Source organism: Streptomyces sp. NPDC001816 (assembly GCF_042892235.1).
GTDB lineage: Bacteria > Actinomycetota > Actinomycetes > Streptomycetales > Streptomycetaceae > Streptomyces.
The window spans coordinates 93,401-112,144 of sequence record NZ_JBIATY010000010.1; the positions used below are offsets into that span (position 1 = coordinate 93,401).

Here is an 18,744-nt window from a genome sequence, read left to right on the forward strand (position 1 = left end):
GAATTCGGCCACTGGCCGAAACCTTGACTTGCCCTTACTCGGAGGTAAGTATTCCGGTCACCCGGTCGGCAATGCCGAACGCCGGTCGATCGCAGCCGAGCATGAAAGGGACGTCATGCGCGCACGACGTACAAAACGAACGGCCCGCCTTCTCGCCGTCACCGCCGTAGCGGCGCTGTGCTCCTTCGGCCTCACAGCCCCCGCGAGCGCCGCCGGCACCCCGCCGCCCGGCGCCAACGACTGGTCCTGCAAGCCGGACTCCGCCCACCCGCAGCCTGTGGTCCTGGTGAACGGCACCTTCAAGACGTCGTACGAGAACTGGCTGACCCTGTCGCCCGCGCTGGCGAACGCCGGTTACTGCGTCTTCTCCTTCGAGTACGGCGACCTGGAGACCGCCCCGATCCCGGACTCGGCGGCCGAACTGCGGGACTTCGTGAACGCCGTGCTCGGCGCGACCGGCGCGAAGAAGGTCGACATCGTCGGACACAGTCAGGGCGGCATGATGCCCCGCTACTACGTCAAGTACCTCGGCGGCGCGACCAAGGTCGACGACCTCGTGGGCATCGTGCCCTCCAACCACGGCACCACCAACCCGCTCGCCCTCGCGGCCGGCGCCACCGTCTGCCCCTCCTGCGTCGACCAGACCGCCGGTTCGGACTTCCTGCAGAAGCTCAACTCCGACCCGGAGACCCCGGTGGGCCCCGACTACACGGCGATCGCCACCAAGTACGACGAGGTCGTGGTGCCCTACACCAGCGCCTTCCTCAAAGGCCGGGACTCGTACGTGACCAACGTCCTCCTGCAGGACCGCTGTCCGCTCGACATCACCGAACACGACCAGGCGCCCAAGTCGCCGCTGGTCCAGCGGTGGGTGCTCAACGCCCTGGAGCACGACGGACCGGCCGACCCCGCCTTCGTGCCGCGCTGTGTCTAGGGCGGGCTGAACCGTACGGGGCTGGGTAGATTGGTGCGAGATTCCCGCTCCTGGTGCGGGATCTCCGCCGCCGATCGTGCAGGGAGTCGCCATGCCCTTCAGCCGCCTGGCCCACGCGACCACGCCCACCGCGCACATCGGCCTCGGCCTCGCCGCCGTCGGCCGCCCCGGCTACATCAACCTTGGCCGCGAGGAGGACCTCCCGCCGGTCCGCAGCGTCGACGCCCTGCGCGACCGCACCCATGACCTGCTCGACGCCGCCTACGCCCAGGGCGTGCGGTACTTCGACGTCGCCCGCTCCTACGGCCGTTCCGAGGAGTTCCTCGCCGACTGGCTGAACGCCCGCCCGGACATCGACGACGTGGTCGTCGGCAGCAAGTGGGGCTACACCTACACCGCCGGCTGGTCCACCGACGCCGCGCAGCACGAGGTGAAGGACCACAGCCTGGCGACGTACGAACGCCAGCGCGCCGAGACCGACGCGCTGCTCGGCGACCGGCTCGACCTCTACCAGATCCACTCGCTGACCCCGGACAGCCCTGCCCTCACCGACAAGGAACTCCACGCCGCACTCGCCGAGGCCGCGGCCGGCGGCCTGACCATCGGCTTCTCCACCAGCGGCCCCGCCCAGGCGGACGCGATCCGCGCCGCTCTCGCCGTGCAGGTCGACGGCGAGCCCCTCTTCCGTACCGTCCAGTCGACGTACAACGCCCTGGAGACCTCGGCCGAACCCGCGCTCGCCGAGGCGCACGACGCCGGACTGACCGTGATCGTCAAGGAGGGCATGGCCAACGGCCGCCTCTCCGCGCAGCACGCCCCGGACGCGCTGAAGGCCGTGGCCGAGGAGACCGACCTCGGCTGCGACGCCGTCGCCCTGGCCCTGATCCTGCGCCGGCCCTGGGCGGGTGTCGTCCTCTCCGGCGCCGCGACCGTCACGCAGCTCGCCTCCAACCTCCACGCGCCCGTCGTGGACCTGGACGCCGACCAGCTGACCCGCCTCGCCACGCTGGTTGAGGACCCGGGCGCCTACTGGGAGCGGCGCGCACAGCTGCCCTGGCACTGACTGATCACCCCCTGCTGACCAGCATCTATGAGTCGTGCACGCCTATGATGAGACAAAGATGTCTCAGATGGGCTATGGTTGTCTCATGGCCCTGGATCGTGACCACGTGCTGCGCAGCGCAGCCGCCCTGCTGACCCGTAAGTCCACGGCGACCATGGACGAGGTCGCCAAGGCCGCCGGGATCAGCCGGGCCACACTGCACCGCCACTTCGCCGGGCGCGACGCGCTCGTAAGGGCGCTGGAGGCGCTCGGCATCGCGGAGTGCGAGGCGGCCCTGGACACGGCCCGCCTGGACGAGGGTTCCGCGGGCGAGGCCGTGCACCGCCTGGTCCGGGCGGTCGAACCCTCGGCCGCCTTGCTCGCCTTCCTCTACACCGAGAACCAGCTGTTCGAGGGCGAGGAACAGAACCAGGGCTGGGCCCGCATCGACGAGCGCGTCACGGCCCTGTTCCGGCGCGGCCAGGAGAACGGCGAGTTCCGCATCGACCTCACCCCGGCCTGGCTCACCGAGGCGCTGTACGGCCTGCTGGCCTCCGGCGCCTGGGCGGTCTCGGAAGGCCGAGTCGCCCCAAAGGACTTCACCCACATGATCGTCGAGCTGCTGCTCGGCGGCGCACTACGAAGAGAGGAATCATGACCAGCACCCTGCAGCCGGCACTTGCGGTGGAGGTGGAGAAGCGCCCGGGCCGCTGGCTCGCGCTCTCCGTCCTCGTCCTGGCCGTGCTGCTGGTGGCCGTCGACGCCACCGTCCTCGGCCTCGCGACCCCGTACATCAGCGAAGACCTCAACCCCTCCGGCACCCAGCTCCTGTGGATCGGTGACGTCTACTCCTTCGTCATCGCCGGTCTGCTGGTCTCCATGGGCAGCCTCGGCGACCGCATCGGCCGCAAGCGCATCCTGCTGGTCGGCGCTGCGGCGTTCGGCGCGATATCCGTCCTGAACGCGTACGCGACCACCCCTGAACTCATGATCCTGGCGCGGGCCCTGCTCGGCGTCGCCGGCGCGACCCTGATGCCCGCCACCCTCGCCCTGATCCGCAACCTCTTCCACGACCCGCGCGAGCGCAGCCTCGCCGTCGGCATCTGGGGCGCCACCGCCTCCGCCGGCACGGCCGTGGGCCCCATCGTCGGCGGCTTCCTGCTGGAGCACTTCTGGTGGGGCTCGGTCTTCCTGATCAACCTGCCGGTGATGGCGGTCCTGGTACTCGTCGGCATCCGCTCGCTGCCCGAGTCCCGCAACCCGAACCCCGGCCCCTGGGACCTGATCAGCGTCGTCCTGTCGCTGGTCGGCATGATCGGCCTGGTGTACGCGGTCAAGGAGGCCGCCACCCACGGCTTCACCTGGCCCACGCTCGCCACGGCCCTGCTGGGCGCGTCGGCCCTCTACGGCTTCGTGCACCGCCAGCTCACCATGCCGGCCCCGCTGCTGGACATGCGCCTGTTCCGGCGCCGTGGCTTCAGCGGAGCGGTCCTCGCCGACCTGCTGACCGTGCTGGGCATGTCCGGCCTGGTGTTCTTCCTCTCCCAGTTCCTGCAACTGGTCCAGGGCAGGAGCCCCTTCGAGGCGGGCCTGGCCGAACTGCCCGCCGCCGTCGGCGCGGTGACGGCCGGCCTGATCGCGGGCCGCGCGGCCCGCCGCTTCTCGGTACGGGCCGTGGTCTCGGGCGGTCTGGCCGCCGTGGGCATCGCCCTCGCCGTCCTCACGACCGTGGGCAGGTCGACGGGCTACCCGCTCCTCGGCGCCGCACTCCTGGTCGTCGGCATCGGCGCCGGCTTCTCCTTCACGGTGACCGCCGACGTGATCCTCTCCAGCGTGCCCAAGGACCAGGCGGGCGCCGCCTCCGCGGTCTCCGAGACGGCGTACGAACTGGGCGCGGCCCTCGGCATCGCCCTGCTCGGCACGATCGTGACCAGCGTCTACCGCGACTTCACGGGCCCGGCCGGAACCCCGGCAGCCGCCCACGAGTCACTGGGAGCGGCGGTGGAGGCCTCGACGAAGATGCCCCCGCACGCGGCGGAGTCCCTCCTGGACGCGGCCACCGGCTCCTTCGTCCGGGGCCTGCAGCTAGCTTCCGGCGCAGGAGCAGCAGTCCTGCTGGCAACGGCGGCGGCAGCGTGGTTCTTGCTGAGGGGGCAGAAACTGGAAAGCACTGGGTGAGGTGAGTACCTCAGGGGCGCGGGGTTGTTTCGATTTGCGGCTCCGCCGCGTGGGCGCGACAAGCCACAACGCATCCCGCGCCCGCAAGACGGCAGGAACCCCTACGGCGCTTAGGCGGCCTTGGCCTTCGTGGCGTACATGTCCACGTACTCCTGCCCAGACAGCCGCATGACCTCAGCCATCACAGAATCGGTCACAGCCCGCAGCACATACCGGTCCCGGTCCATCCCCTCGTACCGCGAGAACTCCATCGCCTCGCCGAAGCGAACGGTGACCTTCCCGGGCCGCGGCATCCCCGCCCCACCCGGCTGCAACTTGTCCGTGCCGATCATCGCGAACGGAACCACCGGCGCACCGGTCATCAGCGTCAGTCGCGCGATACCGGTGCGCCCCCGGTACAGCCGGCCGTCGGGCGACCGCGTCCCCTCGGGGTAGATCCCGAAGACCTTCCCCTCCTCCAGGATCCGCCGCCCGGTCATCAGCGCGGCGACGCCACCGTTGGCCCCGTCCCGGTCGACCGGGATCATGCCGACGCCGGTGAAGAACCATGCCATCAGCCGGCCCTTGAGGCTCTTGCCGGTGACGTACTCGTCCTTGCCGATGAAGTACACCTGCCGCTTGGTGACCAGCGGCAGCACCAGCGAGTCGATGAAGGTCAGGTGGTTGCCGGCCAGGATGACCGGCCCGTCCCCGGGGATGTGCTCCGCGCCCTCCACCTGTGGGCGGAACATCAGGCGCATGATCGGTCCGAGCACTGCCTTGATGAGCGCGAAGCGGGACAACGGGTCCTCCGATGTCGAGGGAAGCGATATGTGTCTGTGCAGGTGAGGACATTACTCGCGGCCCCGGGGGATGCGCACATCGGGTGCGGCCGGTTCACCGAGGTCTTACGCACTGTTGACACTGGTTTACCTGCGGTGACGCCCCGGTGCCCGTCAGTGACGTACGGCGACAGTGTGACGGAGGTCGCGCGAAACGCCCGCGGCCGAAGCCGACGGGCCGTCATGTCCCGCCTCACACACGACAGACGGCGTCACCCGTGTGTTCGAACCGAGGTCTCCCGTCGGTCATGTGTACGCCCCTACGATCGGCGCGCATTGAAGAGGCAGGACGCAGAGGCAGGACAGCGGGAGGGCGCTCATGGACAGCGACCAGACGAACGAACAGACGCAGGGCACGGGACGGCGGGCGCTCCTCGGCGCAGCGGTGCTCGGCGCGGGCGGGGCGGTCTTCGGGCTGCCCGGAACCGCCCGAGCGGCCGACGCCCGGACGGCCGACGCCCGGACGGCCGGGTACGGCGGGCGGGGGCTGAAGAGCCTGCCGGTGCCGACGATCATCGGCCACCGGGGTGCCAGCGGCTACCGCCCCGAGCACACCTTCGGCTCGTACAACCTGGCCCTCGACCTCGGCGCCGACGTCGTCGAGGCGGGTGACCTGGTCCCCACCAAGGACGGACACCTCGTCTGCCGCCACGAGCCGGAGATCGGCGGCACCACGGACGTCGCCTCGCACCCCGAGTTCGCCGACCGCAAGACCACCAAGGTCCTGGACGGCGTGCCCGTCACCGGCTGGTTCACCGAGGACTTCACCCTCGCCGAGCTGAAGACGCTTCGCGCGGTCGAGCGCATCCCGGCCAACCGTCCGCACAACACCCTCTACAACGGGCGCTGGGAGATCCCCACGTTCGAAGAGGTCCTGAAGTGGCAGGACGAGCAGACCCGCAAGCGCGGCAAGCAGGTCTGGATCTACCCCGAGACCAAGCACCCCACCTACTTCCGCAAGCTGGGCCTGGGCCTGGAGGAGCGGGTGGCGAAGCTGCTGCGCAAGTACGGCAAGGACGGCCGGAACTCGCCGGTCATCCTGCAGTCCTTCGAGCCGAGCAGCATCCAGAAGCTGAACCAGCTGGTGGACAACCCGCTCGTCGTGCTGCTCTCCTCGGCCACCAGCCGCCCCTACGACTTCGTCGAGGCGGGCGACCCGCGCACGGTCGCCGACCTGATCACGCCCAAGGGGCTGCGGGAGATCGCCGGCTACGCGCAGGGCATCGGCCCGACGCTGGACCTGATCATCCCGAAGAACGCCGACGGCACCCTGGCCCAGCCGACCGCGCTGGTCTCCGACGCGCACAAGGTGGGTCTCGTCCTGCACCCCTACACCATGCGCAACGAGAACCCCTTCCTCCCGGCCGAGTACCGCAAGGGCAGCGCCGCGGACGCCTACGGCGATGTCTTCGGCGCCTTCAAGACGTACTTCGCCACCGGCATCGACGGCGTCTTCACCGACAACGCCGACACCGGTGTGCTGGCCCGCGCCGACTTCGTGGCCGGCTGAGCCGCGCCGCCCTCGTCAACACCAAGGTCGTACCGCACCCCTTTACGGGTGACTCCGCGCCGCCCCGGAAACCTGCCGCCGGGGCGGCGCGTCGTTCCGCATATGACGCACGACTTGGTGGTCACCCTGCGCCCGCTCCTCGCCGCCGAGGCCTCCGCCGAGGCATATGCCTCCGGGGGTGAGCCGGGTGATCTGGAGCAGGCCGTCTGGCTCCGTCTCCTGGAGCGTCTGGAGACCACCGGGCCGCCGTCCGACCCGCAGGGCTGGCTGCGCAAGGCCGTCCGCGCGGAGGCCCGCCGCAGCCGTCGCACCATCCGCCTCGAACGCCCGTACGGTACCGAGCCGGTGGACGACAGCCGCCCCGACCCGGAACAGCTGGCGCTCACGGCCGCCCGGTACCGCGCCCTGCGCGACGCGGCCCGCAGGCTGCCCGGCCGCTGCCCCCGGCTCATCGAGGCGCTGCTCTCCCCGAAGGACCTGACATACCGGGAGATCGCGGGGGAGTTGGGTATCTCACAGGGCAGTCTCGGACCGGAACGTTCCAGATGTCTGGGATGTCTGCGTCGATTGCTCACGCCGGAGGTTGCGGCCCGCGAAGTGCGGGGATAGGAGTGGGGAACGACAGGCGATCAGGTGAGCGGGAGGCATGCGCACATGGGCATGAGCGTGACCATCTCGGTGGCGACCGAGCAGGACGCGGAGCAGATCTTCAAGCTCCAGTACCTGTGCTTCCAGAGCGAGGCGGCGCTGTACGGCAACTACCGCATCGACCCGCTCGTCCAGAGTCTCGACTCGGTCCGTCAGGAGGTCGTCGCCGACTGCGTCTTCGTGGCCCGGCTCGGCGACGAGGTGGTCGGCGCGGTGCGCGGCAAGGTGACCGAGGACGGCGCCGCCGCCATCGGCAGGCTCTGCGTCCACCCGCGCCTCCAGGGCCACGGCATCGGCGCACGGCTGCTGCGCGCGGCCGAAGCGGCGCTTGAGGGGGAGCGGGGCGCCACCAAGTTCCGCCTCTTCACCGGCCACCGCAGCGAGGGCAACCTCCGCCTGTACCGCCGGTCCGGCTACGAGACGGTGGGTAGGTCCAAGGGCGCGGACGGCGTGGAGATGATCATCCTGGAGAAGCCGGCCGGTACTTACGCAACCACCGCGTGAGGAGCGCCCCCAAAGGGGCGCGGGGCTGTATTGATATGCGGCTCTGCCGCGTGGGCGCGACCGCCACGACCGCCGCGCAGTCGCCCGCGCTCCTCAGGCGCCCTGCTGAATGCGCGCCTTCCGCAGCCAGTACATGGCAGAAAGCGGCAGCAGCACGGGGATGAAGATGTAGCCCATCCCGTAGTCCGACCACACGGTCGCGTCGGGAAACGCCGAGGGCTCCACGAGCGTCCACGTGCCGACGACCAGCACACCCACCAGCTCAGCCGCGCAGCAAACCCGCGCCGCCCTGCGGGCCGTCTCGCCGCCACGGATCAGCGTGTACGTGATGAACCCGTACACGACACCCGCCACCGCCGACAACGAGTAGGCGAGCGGCGCCCGCTGAAAGTCCGTCGCGATCTGGTACGCCGAGCGCGACACCGCGCCGACCACCATCACGCCGTAGAACCAGACGAGCAGCATCCCCGGCCCGCTGATCAGCCGGGTCGGCTTCTCCTCGACAGCCGTCATCTCAGCCTCCCCAGATGTCGTAGAGCCGTACCTCGAGCACGGCCAGCACCACGCCGCCCGCCGCCACCGTCACCGAGCCCCAGCGGGTCCGCTCGGCCAGGGACATGAAGCCCGCCGCCGGCACGCACGCGAACGCGCCCAGCAGATACGCCACGAAGATGGTCGTGCCCTGCTCCGGCTTCTCGCCCCGGGCCAGCAGCACGATCCCGGCCACCAGCTGGATCACGGCCAGCAGCGACACCACGGCCATGCCGATGAAGTGCCAGTCCTTGGTCGGCTGGTCCCGGTAGGCGGCCCAGCCGCACCAGGCGGCGAGCAGCAGCGCGGCGACTCCGGTCACCAGCGTCAGGGCGTTGAGCATGCGGTGACCTTATTACGGCCGAAATGGTCCGACGCAGCCGACCCCGTCGCGGGGGGGACCCCCACGGCGCGGGAGTACGGCATCACCGCCGAGGAGTTCCGGTGCGTGGCACTGCACGGGCGGCCCGCGGCCGAGATGGTCGGCGACCTGCTGCCCGCCCACCTCGTGCCGGAGGCGGTCGCCCGGGTCGAACAGCTGGAGGTGGAGGACGTACCCGACGGAGGCGTGCAGCTCCTGCCGGGTACCCGGGACTTCCTCGACTCGCTCCCCGCCGACCGCTGGGCCGTCGTCACCTCCGCCACCCGGCGGCTCGCCGAGACCCGCCTCGACGCCGTCGGCATCGTGCCCAAGACGCTCGTCGCCGCCGACGACATCACCCGCGGCAAGCCCGACCCCGAGCCCTGTCTGCTCGCCGCCCGGCAGCTCGGCGTGGACCCGGCCCACTGTGTCGTCTTCGAGCACGCCCGCGCCGGACTCCAGGCGGGCCGCGCGGCCGGCATGACCACCGTGGCGTTGGCCACAACTCACCGGGCCGAGGAGCTGGACGCCGACCTGGTGGTGAGGGACCTGTCGGGCTTGTCCGCACTGGTCACCGATGCCGGAGTGGAAATCACCGTTCGCGACCGAGAACTGTCCGCCGCTGTCCAGCATGCGGACAGTGGCGGCCGGTCAGCACCGTAGGTCTGGTTTACTGATCGCATGACCACGACGAGCTGCCGCACCCTTGCGACCGAGGCGACCCTGACGCCCGGTGCTCGTTGTATGTGTACGCGCCGAATGTGCGCCTTCTAGAGGGCCCCCGCACCACCTGAGCCTCGCGCCCCGAAGCGAGAGCCGTGGCCTGTCCCACGCCGGATCCCCGGCCTGCGTGACTGACGCCGCCCCGCGCACATGACGTTCTCCCGGTTCACTGCCTGAGCGAGAACCGTGCCGCGTCCCTGAACGAATGCAACTGCACCCGTGCCCGGGCACACCCACGCCCGCGTACTCGACAGTGACGGAAACCCCTGTGATCACCACATCGGGCCTGACCAAGGTCTACCGCTCCCGCGGCCGCGAGATCACCGCCCTCGACGGCGTCGATCTCCACGTCCGCGAAGGCGAGGTCTACGGCGTCATCGGCCAGTCCGGCGCCGGAAAGTCCTCGCTCATCCGCTGCGTCAATCTGCTCGAGCGTCCGACATCCGGGACGGTGAGCGTCGCCGGACAGGACCTCACCGCGCTCGCCGGGCGCGGCCCACGTGCCGGCAAGGAACTGCGCCGGGCGCGCAGCCGCATCGGCATGGTCTTCCAGCACTTCAACCTGCTGTCCTCGCGGACCGTGCAGGACAACGTCGAGCTGCCGCTGGAGATCCTCGGCACGTCGGGCAGGGAACGCTCCCGCAAGGCGCTCGAACTCCTCGACCTGGTAGGCCTCGCCGACAAGGCCAAGGCCTACCCCGCCCAGCTCTCCGGCGGCCAGAAGCAGCGTGTCGGCATCGCCCGCGCGCTGGCCGGCGACCCCAAGGTGCTGCTCTCCGACGAGGCCACCAGCGCCCTCGACCCGGAGACCACCCGCTCCATCCTCCAGCTGCTGCGCGACCTGAACCGGCAGTTGGGCCTGACCGTCCTGCTCATCACGCACGAAATGGACGTCGTGAAGTCCATCTGCGACTCCGCCGCCCTCATGGAGAAGGGCAGGATCGTGGAATCCGGCACGGTCAGCGAACTGCTGGCCACCCCCGGCTCCGAGCTGGCCGCCGCCCTGTTCCCGGTGGGCGGCGAGGCCACGGGCGCCGACCGGACCGTCCTCGACGTCACCTTCCACGGCGAGGCCGCCACCCAGCCGGTCATCTCCCAGCTCTCGCGCACCTACAACATCGACATCTCGATCCTCGGCGCCGCCATCGACACCGTCGGCGGTCTCCAGATCGGCCGCATGCGCATCGAACTGCCCGGCCGCTACGAGGACAACGTGGTGCCCATCGGCTTCCTGCGCGAGCAGGGCCTGCAGATCGACGTCGTCGACCACACGGCCCAGGAGCCCGTGCTGGTGAAGGAAGGTGCCAAGTGACCTGGACTGATTGGTCTGCGATGCAGCCGCTGCTGTCCCAGGCGTGTAGCGAGACGTTCGCCATGGTGGCCTGGTCCACCCTGATCGCCGTCGCCGCCGGCCTTCCGCTCGGCGTCCTCCTCGTCCTCACCGACCGGGGCGGCCTGCTGCAGAACGTCGTCGCCAACAAGGTGATCGGCCAGGTCGTGAACGTCGGCCGGTCGATGCCGTTCATCATCCTGATGGTCGCCCTGATGAGCTTCACCCGCTGGGTCACCGGGACGACGATCGGCACCACCGCCGCCATCGTGCCGCTCGCCATCGGCGGCATCCCCTTCTTCGCCCGCCTGGTCGAGACGGCTGTCCGCGAAGTGGACAACGGTCTCGTCGAGGCCGTACAGGCAATGGGCGGCAGCTCCTGGACGATCGTCCGCAAGGTCCTCGTCCCGGAGGCCCTGCCCTCGCTGATCGCCAGCACGACCACCACGATCATCGCCCTGATCGGCTACTCCGCCATGGCCGGCACGGTCGGCGGCGGCGGCCTCGGCGACCTCGCCGTCCGCTACGGCTACCAGCGCTTCGAGACCGAGCTGATGTGGATCACCGTCGCGATCCTCGCCGTCGTCATCTCGCTCATCCAGTTCGCCGGCGACTACGCGGCCCGCGCCCTGCACCACCGCGGCGCCCGCTCCGGCCCCGCTCCGAAGCTGCGCCTGCTGAAGGCCGAGGAGCCCGAGGCCGCCGACATCGCCAAGGTCGCCTGAACGCCGCTCGGCCCTGGGCGCCCCCCAAAGACTCCCCGTACACCCATCACGGGGTCGCACCACCCTTAAGGAAAGGCACTTTTCGTGCGTAACACCGCCAAGCTCACCACCGCCGTCCTCGCCGCCGGAGCCCTCACCTTCGGGCTCACCGCCTGCGGCTCCGGCAACGACTCCGCCGGCTCCGCCGACTACAGCGGCCCGCTGGTCGTCGCCGCGAGCCCGACCCCGCACGCCGAGATCCTGAACTTCGTCAAGCAGAACCTGGCGAAGAAGGCGGGCCTGGACCTCGAGGTCAAGGAGTTCAGCGACTACATCACGCCGAACACGGCGACCGAGGACGGCTCGGTCGGGGCCAACTACTTCCAGAACCAGCCGTACCTGGACGACTTCAACAAGAAGCGCGGCACCCACATCGTGCCCGTCGTCACGGTGCACCTGGAGCCGCTCGGCCTCTACTCCCACAAGGTGAAGAGCACCGACGCCCTCAAGAGCGGTGCGACCGTCGCCGTCCCGAACGACTCCGTCAACGAGGCCCGCGCGCTGAAGCTGCTCGCCGCGGGCGGCCTCATCACCCTCAAGGACGGCGTCGGCACCGAGGCCACCCCGCAGGACATCGTCAAGAACCCCAAGAACCTCAAGTTCAAGGAGGTCGAGGCGGCCCAGACCCCGCGCTCCCTGGACGACGTGGACGCCGCCGTCGTCAACGGCAACTTCGCGCTCTCCGCCGGCCTCAAGCCCGCGCAGGACGCCCTCGTCCTGGAGCCCGCGAAGAACAACCCGAACGGCAACTTCCTCGCGGTCAAGAAGGGCAACGAGAAGGACCCGCGGGTGAAGAAGCTCGCCAAGCTCCTCACCTCGCCCGAGGTCAAGAAGTTCATCGAGGACAAGTACCAGGACGGCTCGGTCATCCCGTCCTTCTGAACCTGACGGCTCGTCCGACGGCACGTATACGGCGTATCGCCACGCACGGGGTCCACTCCCTCACCCGGGGTGGGCCCCCTCGTGTCGTTCAGTGGTTTCATGCTGCATGCTGGGCAGTTCAGCAGGCACCGAAGGTTTGTCAACGGTTACGGAGCGGCGCATGACTAGCACCTTCCCCAACATCTCCATCAGCACGGAGCGGTTGGTGCTGCGTCCCCTCGACGAGGACGACGTGCCCGCCCTGGCCGAGATGATGAACGACGAGCACATCGGCGCCTGGACCGACGTCCCCCAGCCGTTCACCCAGGACGACGCCCGGCACTGGATCACCGAGTACGCGCCCACCGAGCGCACCGCCGGCCGCGGGCTGGACCTCGCCGTCACCGAGTTCCTCACCCAGCGCCTCGTCGGCATCGTCCAACTGGGCAAGACGAACTGGCACATCCGCTCCAGCGAACTGTCCTTCATCGTCGCCCCCTGGGCCCGCGGCGAGGGCTACGCCTCCGAGGCCGCCCTCGCCACCGCCCAGTGGCTCTTCGGCGACCAGAAGTTCGAGCGCATAGAGATCCGGACCGCCGCCGACAACACGGCCTCCCAGCAGGTCGCCCAGAAGATCGGCTGCATCAGCGAGGGCGTTCTGCGCAACGCCTGCATAGTCCACGTCCGCGCCGAGGACGGCACCTGGACCGACCTGCGTACGGACTTCATCGTGTGGAGCCTCCTCCCGGAGGACCTCGAAGGCGCCGACGGGCAGGTCGCCGACGCCGGCGGCTTCACCTCGTACGCCGACTGGAACTGACCCCGGCGAGGCACACCCGGATTCGCGCACGGCCCCGCCGCGCCGCGCGTCCGCTACCTTCACCAGGTACTCTCACGGAGCCCGCCCAACGGGCCCGTACCCCTAACGAGCTGCGAAAACCTGGAGACTGACGACGATGGCCGACCGGGTCACGGTGATCGGCTGGGACGGCTCGCCGCTGACCGCCACGGCACGCGCCGCCCTCGGCGCCGCCACGCTCGTGGCCGGCGCGGCCCACCACCTGGCGCTCCCCGAGGTCCCGCCCACCGCCGAGCGCATCCGCCTCGGCAGCCTCGCGCTGGCCGCCCGCCGCATCGCCGCCCACCGCGGCACCGCGGTCGTGCTCGCGGACGGCGACCCCGGCTTCTTCGGCGTCGTACGGGCCCTGCACGCACCGGAGTTCGGCCTGGAGGTCGAGGTCGTCCCCGCCGTCTCCTCGGTGGCCGCCGCCTTCGCCCGCGCCGGCATGCCCTGGGACGACGCCCAGGTGGTCGTCGCCCACCGGCGCACCCTGCGCCGCGCCGTGAACGTGTGCCGTGCCCACACCAAGGTCGCCGTCCTCACCTCACCTGGCGCCGGCCCCGCCGAACTGGGTCTGCTCATGGACGGGATCCACCGGACCTTCGTCATCTGCGAGGAACTGGGCACCGAACGCGAGCAGGTCTCCGTCGTCACCTCCGACAAGGCTCCCGACCACACCTGGCGCGACCCGAACGTCGTCATCGTCATCGGCGGCCCGGTCGGCGCCGCCGAGGGCGGCGGCTGGATCGCCGGACGCGACCCGGGTGCCGGACCGCGCGGCTGGGTGCAGCCGGACGAGGCATACGCGGCGCACGGGGCGTACGGCGCGCCCGGCGGCGGCCTCGGTGAAGGGGAGACCCAGCTGCTCCGAGCCGCCCAACTCGCCCGTCTCGGCCCCCGGGTCGGCGACCTCGTCTGGGACATCGGCTGCGGCAGCGGCGCCTTCGCCACCGAGGCCGCGCGCGCCGGAGCCGCCGTCATCGCCGTCGACCGGCTGTCCGACGCCTGCGCCCGGACCGAGGCGGCCGCCCGCCGCTTCGGCGTCCAGCTCCAGGTGGTGCAGGGCACCGCCCCGCACGTTCTGGAGAACCTGCCCGAACCGGACGTCGTACGGGTCGGCGGCGGGGGAGCGGCCGTGGTCTCCGCGGTCGCCGACCGCCGCCCGCAGCGCATCGTGACCCACGCCGCGACCCGCGACGAGGCCGAACTCGTCGGCCGCGGCCTGACCGAACACGGATACCAGGTCGAGTGCGCCCTGCTGCAGTCCGTCGAACTCGACACCAGAGCCTGGACGGAGACCGAGCGGAACGTTGCGTTCCTGCTCAGCGGAGTTGTCCCGGATCGCGCCCCCTGATCCTGTTGTCGTACTGCGCGCGGTAGGCTGGCCGATCGTTGTACCGCATCGGTGGCCCGGAACTTCGTTCGCCAATGTCCGGAAAGCGTGCCCGTTTTGGGGTGGGTGTGGTACGGCAGAACCTGAGGACGCGCAACGTGGCGCAGTCCACAGCGGACTGTCGCGGATCATGCTGTCGCGACGGCTGAACGGCCGGGACAATGCCACTGAATGGCTTTGTCGCCTTTTTTGGGTGGGTCGTTCGTGCCGCTGGGCACGCACGCTCGTTCTTCACTACGGGGCGGTCGGTGCGCCGTTCCGGGTGAGCTGGTCGTAGAAGCACTAACCGATGGGCGAGGGGTACGCATGACCGACACCGGCCAGGTCCCGGGCGAGGGACAGCCGGAGAGCGCAGGCATGGTGGAACAGCCGGGCGCCCCCGCGCACGGCGCGTACACCTACCTCTCCGAGGCACCCGCCGAGGACGAAGACCTGCTGCTGCCGGGAGCCCAGGGCGCATGGGGCAACGAGGTGCAGCCCCCCGCCCCGGAACCGGTCGTCGAGGCCGTCCACCAGCCGGGCCCGCACGAGACGGCCGGCCGGGACAGCGGCTCCGTCGACCTCAGCGGCGTCCGGCTGCCGAATCCGACGCCGGCGTCCGTGCCGCCGTCGCCCATCCTCTCGGCCCCGCACGACGCGGCGGCCGCGCAGCAGCAGGCGCGCCGGCCGCTGCATCTCGGTCCGCCGATCCCCAACACCACCGCCAGCCCGGTCCGCTCCCTCGCCGACCGCGGGCCCGCCGGCGCGCCGGTACGGCAGCCGGGACCGGCCATGACCGGACCCGAGTACCTCGACGCCCAGCCGCTGGGCGACCTGGCCCCGCAGAACGCGGCCCCCTGGGGCGCCGCGCCGGTCGCCGTGGCCCAGGTCGGCACGGAAGCCCCGGCCGCCGAAACGGCTGCTCCGGCCGCGGCCCCCGAGGCCGTCGCTGACGTGCCCGACGCCGCCCAGGCCACGATGACCCGCCTGGCCGCGCAGGCGGTCGCGCAGGTACCCGGCGAGGCGGTCCAGGCGCAGGCCGTGCACGGTCATGACGGGGTGCAGCCGGTACACGGTCACGACGGTGTGTACGTCCCCCAGGGGGATCTGGACCTGGGCCAGGGGCCCGAGGACGCAGCCGCAGCGGTTGATGCCGCTGCCGGCGGGGCCGCCGACGGCGGGGTCGTCCCCGCGCCCGAGGCCGAGGTCGCCGAGGCGGTTCATGCCGCGGAGACCGGCCAGCTGGCTCCCGCGGCTGACGTGGTGGAGCAGGGCGCTCCGGTTCAGCAGGCACAGGGCGAGGCCGTACCGGTCCTGGCGCCGGAGGCCGCGCCGGTCACGCCGGTCGTGGAGGCCGCGCCAATGGCGGAGGTCGCGGAGCCCGTCCAGGTTTCCGAGCCCGTCCAGCAGCCGGAGCCCGTTCAGCAGGCCGAGTCCGTTCAGCCGGTCGAGGTCGCACCCATCGCCGACGCCGTACAGGCGGAGGTCCCCGCGGCTGTGGACGCGCCGGCCGAGGCTGTCGTCGCCGCTCCGGCGCAGGCTGTGGCCGAGGAAGCCGACGCCGCCGTCGCTCAGGGCGTCACCGAAGTCGCCCCGGTCGCTCCGGCCCAGCCCGCCCCGCACGCAGCCGGCCCCGTCGAGGCCCAGCCCGCCGCCGTCCCCGACCCCGCCGCCCCTGCTGCCGCCCAGGTCCCGCCCACCACCGAGCCGGCGCAGGCGCCCGAGCCCGTGGCGGCCGCCGAGCAGGTACCGACCCCGGTGCCGGCGAACGCAGCCGAACCGGTCGAGTCCCCGGAGCCCCTCGCCCCGGCGCAGGACGTCGTACAGGTACCGCTTCCGGAGGCCATGCCCGAGGCGTCCGAGCCCGCCCTCCTGCAGGCCCAGGGCCCGCAGCTCGCGGGTCCCGTCCCGCAGGACGGCGATGCCCCGACCGCCCCGCAGCAGCCGCTGCCGCAGCCCCAGGCGCCGGCCGCCGCCGAGCAGGCCGTGGTGGCACCGGCCCCGGACAACGGCTTCGCCGCACCCGCCGGCCCGCAGCTCCAGCCCGCCGAGGCCGCTCCGGTGGCGCCCGAGGCCGAGGCCGTGCCGCCGCCCGCGCCGGCCGTCGGGCCGGACCCGGCCGCGGAGGCCGCGCAGTCCACCCCCGCAGGCGCCACCGAGCCGCTGCCCTCCAGCGTTCCGCTGCAGCCGCACCCCGAGCAGCCGCTCGGGCAGTTCGTGCCCGTCGAGGGCCAGGTGCCGACCACCCCGCACCTGGCGCCGACCCCGCCGCACCCCCTCGTCCTGCCCGCCCAGGAGCAGCAGGAGCCCGTCGCCACGGTGCCCGCGCCGCGCGAGGCCGAGCCCGCCGCCGGACCGGACACCTCGGACGCCGAGCACGCCCCCGACGTCGTACAGCACGCGGAGGACCTGGAGACCAGGGCCGCCGACCAGGAAGAGAGCACGGCCGCAGTGGAAGAGGCACGACAGTCCACCGGACCGGCCGCTCCGGCCTACGACGACGCCGAGCGCGAGGCCGTCCTGAAGGTGATGCGCGAGCGGCGCGACATCCGCAACGGCTTCCGCAGCGACCCGATCCCGCACGAGGTCCTGCTGCGCGTCCTGGAGGCCGCCCACACGGCGCCCTCCGTGGGCCACTCGCAGCCCTGGGACTTCGTCGTCATCCGGTCCGCCGACACCCGCCGCACCATGCACGAACTGGCCATGCGCCAGCGCGAGGCGTACGCCAAGTCGCTGCCCAAGGGCCGGGCCAAGCAGTTCAAGGAACTGAAGATCGAGGCCATCCTCGACACCCCGGTGAACATCGTCGTCACCGCGGACCCGACCCGCGGCGGCCGCCACACCCTGGGCCGGCACACCCAGCCCCAGATGGCGCCGTACTCCGCGGCGCTCGCCGTCGAGAACCTGTGGCTCGCCGCCCGCGCCGAGGGCCTCGGCGTCGGCTGGGTCAGCTTCTTCGACGAGCGCGAGATGGTCCGAGCCCTCGGTCTGCCCGAGCACCTGGAGGTCATCGCCTACCTGTGCGTCGGGTACGTCGACGAGTTCCCGGACGAGCCCGAGCTGATGCAGGCCGGCTGGTCCAAGCGGCGCCCGCTGTCCTGGGTGGTGCACGAGGAGACGTACGGCCGCCGCGCCCTGCCCGGAGAGGAACCCCACGACCTGCTTGCCGAGACCGTCGCACAGATCCGCCCGCTGGACGCCAAGGCGCTCGGCGAGGCCTGGGAGCGCCAGAAGCGCATGACCAAGCCGGCCGGCGCGCTCGGCATGCTGGAGATCATCTCCGCACAGCTGTCGGGCCTGTCCCGGCAGTGCCCGCCGCCGATCCCGGAGCCCGCAGCCGTCGCCATCTTCGCCGGCGACCACGGGGTCCACGCCCAGGGCGTCACCCCCTGGCCGCAGGAGGTCACCGCCCAGATGGTGGCCAACTTCCTGGGCGGCGGAGCGGTCTGCAACGCCTTCGCCAACCAGGTCGGCGCCGAGGTGTGCGTCGTGGACGTCGGTGTCGCCGCCGACCTGCCGGCCACGCCGGGTCTGCTGCCCCGCAAGATCCGCGGCGGCACGTCCGACATGACCACCGGTCCCGCGATGACCCGCGAGGAGGCCAAGGCGGCCATCGAGGTGGGCATCGAGACCGCCCGCGACCTGGTGGCGGCGGGCAACAAGGCGCTGCTCACCGGTGAGATGGGCATCGCCAACACGACGGCGTCCGCCGCGCTCATCTCCGTCTTCACCGGCGCCGACCCGGCGGAGGTCACCGGCCGGGGCACGGGCATCAACGACGAGACCCTGGCCCGCAAGACCGAGGTCGTCCGCCGCGCGCTCGAAGTCCACCAGCCGGACCCGGCCGACCCGATCGGCGTCCTCGCGGCGATCGGCGGCTTCGAACACGCGGCGATGGTCGGCCTGCTCCTGGGCGGATCCTCCCTCCGTACCCCGGTGATCCTGGACGGCGTCAGCGCCGGCGCAGCGGCTCTGGTCGCCCGCGCGATCGCCCCCGAGGTCCTCGCGGCCTGCATCGCCGGCCACCGCAGCGCCGAGCCCGGCCACGTCGCCGCCCTCAACAAGCTGGGCCTGCGCCCCCTGGTCGACCTCGACCTCCGCCTCGGCGAGGGCACGGGCGCCCTCCTGGCCCTGCCGCTGGTACAGAGCACGGCCAGGGCGATGCACGAGGTGGCAACCTTCGATTCGGCGGGAGTTACCGAGAAGTAGGGTGGGGTGCTTCGGTACTGCAGTACCGGGCGCCCGTTCCAACGGCCGGGTGGTTGTGGGCAGTCGTTCCGCTGGGGCGATGGGGGTCCCCCCGCTCGAGCGAAGCCGAGAGTGG

Annotated in this window: 16 protein-coding genes and 1 pseudogene; 14 read left to right on the top strand and 3 right to left on the bottom strand. The window is 71.5% G+C overall.

Going from position 1 to position 18,744, the window contains the following annotated elements:
* Window positions 1-115: 115 nt before the first annotated feature.
* The 4 genes from ACFYZZ_RS31130 (at window position 116) to ACFYZZ_RS31145 (ending at window position 4,154) form a co-directional block, all read left to right on the top strand.
* Complete coding sequence (locus ACFYZZ_RS31130) at window positions 116-934, top strand: alpha/beta fold hydrolase (protein WP_389182934.1); 819 nt, start codon at window positions 116-118, stop codon at window positions 932-934.
* Window positions 935-1,025: 91 nt separating this feature from the next.
* A complete protein-coding gene (locus ACFYZZ_RS31135) occupies window positions 1,026-1,997 on the top strand; it encodes an aldo/keto reductase (RefSeq protein WP_389182937.1) in 972 nt (323 codons plus the stop codon).
* Window positions 1,998-2,082: 85 nt separating this feature from the next.
* Window positions 2,083-2,634, top strand: a complete 552-nt coding sequence (locus tag ACFYZZ_RS31140) for a TetR/AcrR family transcriptional regulator (RefSeq protein ID WP_389182940.1) — start codon at window positions 2,083-2,085, stop codon at window positions 2,632-2,634.
* The gene (locus ACFYZZ_RS31145) at window positions 2,631-4,154 is read left to right on the top strand and encodes an MFS transporter (RefSeq protein WP_389182943.1); all 1,524 of its coding nucleotides are present in this window, start codon (window positions 2,631-2,633) and stop codon (window positions 4,152-4,154) included. The genes ACFYZZ_RS31140 and ACFYZZ_RS31145 overlap by 4 nt, the downstream gene beginning before the upstream one ends.
* Window positions 4,155-4,264: 110 nt before the next feature.
* Here the strand turns inward: ACFYZZ_RS31145 and ACFYZZ_RS31150 are convergent, their stop codons facing one another.
* Window positions 4,265-4,936 carry a lysophospholipid acyltransferase family protein gene (locus ACFYZZ_RS31150; protein ID WP_386574796.1) on the bottom strand — a complete coding sequence of 224 codons (672 nt, stop codon included), beginning with the start codon at window positions 4,934-4,936 and terminating at the stop codon, window positions 4,265-4,267.
* 358 nt (window positions 4,937-5,294) lie between these two features.
* Here ACFYZZ_RS31150 and ACFYZZ_RS31155 point away from each other — a divergent pair, with 358 nt between their 5' ends.
* From ACFYZZ_RS31155 to ACFYZZ_RS31165, 3 genes are all read left to right on the top strand, one after another.
* Entirely contained in the window at window positions 5,295-6,485 is a 1,191-nt protein-coding gene (locus ACFYZZ_RS31155; protein ID WP_389182946.1) for a glycerophosphodiester phosphodiesterase, read from the top strand.
* 102 nt (window positions 6,486-6,587) lie between these two features.
* On the top strand, window positions 6,588-7,094 hold the full coding sequence (locus ACFYZZ_RS31160; protein ID WP_389182949.1) for an RNA polymerase sigma factor: 507 nt from the start codon (window positions 6,588-6,590) through the stop codon (window positions 7,092-7,094).
* A gap of 45 nt (window positions 7,095-7,139) precedes the next feature.
* Window positions 7,140-7,637: a GNAT family N-acetyltransferase gene (locus tag ACFYZZ_RS31165; protein WP_389182951.1), complete on the top strand. Its 498-nt coding sequence runs from the start codon at window positions 7,140-7,142 to the stop codon at window positions 7,635-7,637.
* A 93-nt stretch (window positions 7,638-7,730) separates the two neighbouring features.
* On the opposite strand, the gene ACFYZZ_RS31170 is transcribed toward ACFYZZ_RS31165, so the two are convergent.
* Both ACFYZZ_RS31170 and ACFYZZ_RS31175 read right to left on the bottom strand, forming a co-directional pair.
* Window positions 7,731-8,150, bottom strand: a complete 420-nt coding sequence (locus ACFYZZ_RS31170) for a hypothetical protein (RefSeq protein WP_389182953.1) — start codon at window positions 8,148-8,150, stop codon at window positions 7,731-7,733.
* A gap of 1 nt (window position 8,151) precedes the next feature.
* Complete coding sequence (locus ACFYZZ_RS31175) at window positions 8,152-8,511, bottom strand: hypothetical protein (RefSeq protein WP_386574801.1); 360 nt, start codon at window positions 8,509-8,511, stop codon at window positions 8,152-8,154.
* A 57-nt stretch (window positions 8,512-8,568) separates the two neighbouring features.
* Between ACFYZZ_RS31175 and ACFYZZ_RS31180 the strand changes: the two are divergent.
* The 7 genes and pseudogenes from ACFYZZ_RS31180 to cobT all read left to right on the top strand — a co-directional run.
* Window positions 8,569-9,192: pseudogene (locus ACFYZZ_RS31180) on the top strand (HAD-IA family hydrolase); the annotation flags it as partial.
* 328 nt (window positions 9,193-9,520) lie between these two features.
* Window positions 9,521-10,564, top strand: a complete 1,044-nt coding sequence (locus tag ACFYZZ_RS31185; protein ID WP_389182956.1) for a methionine ABC transporter ATP-binding protein — start codon at window positions 9,521-9,523, stop codon at window positions 10,562-10,564.
* A gap of 20 nt (window positions 10,565-10,584) precedes the next feature.
* On the top strand, window positions 10,585-11,307 hold the full coding sequence (locus ACFYZZ_RS31190; protein WP_389183492.1) for a methionine ABC transporter permease: 723 nt from the start codon (window positions 10,585-10,587) through the stop codon (window positions 11,305-11,307).
* An 84-nt stretch (window positions 11,308-11,391) separates the two neighbouring features.
* Window positions 11,392-12,228, top strand: a complete 837-nt coding sequence (locus tag ACFYZZ_RS31195) for a MetQ/NlpA family ABC transporter substrate-binding protein (RefSeq protein ID WP_389182959.1) — start codon at window positions 11,392-11,394, stop codon at window positions 12,226-12,228.
* A gap of 160 nt (window positions 12,229-12,388) precedes the next feature.
* Complete coding sequence (locus ACFYZZ_RS31200; RefSeq protein WP_389182962.1) at window positions 12,389-13,027, top strand: GNAT family N-acetyltransferase; 639 nt, start codon at window positions 12,389-12,391, stop codon at window positions 13,025-13,027.
* 136 nt (window positions 13,028-13,163) lie between these two features.
* Entirely contained in the window at window positions 13,164-14,402 is a 1,239-nt protein-coding gene (gene cbiE, locus ACFYZZ_RS31205) for a precorrin-6y C5,15-methyltransferase (decarboxylating) subunit CbiE (RefSeq protein WP_389182965.1), read from the top strand.
* Window positions 14,403-14,747: 345 nt separating this feature from the next.
* Window positions 14,748-18,629 (top strand): nicotinate-nucleotide--dimethylbenzimidazole phosphoribosyltransferase, encoded by a 3,882-nt coding sequence (gene cobT / locus ACFYZZ_RS31210; RefSeq protein ID WP_389182968.1) that lies wholly within the window; start codon window positions 14,748-14,750, stop codon window positions 18,627-18,629.
* Window positions 18,630-18,744: the final 115 nt, after the last annotated feature.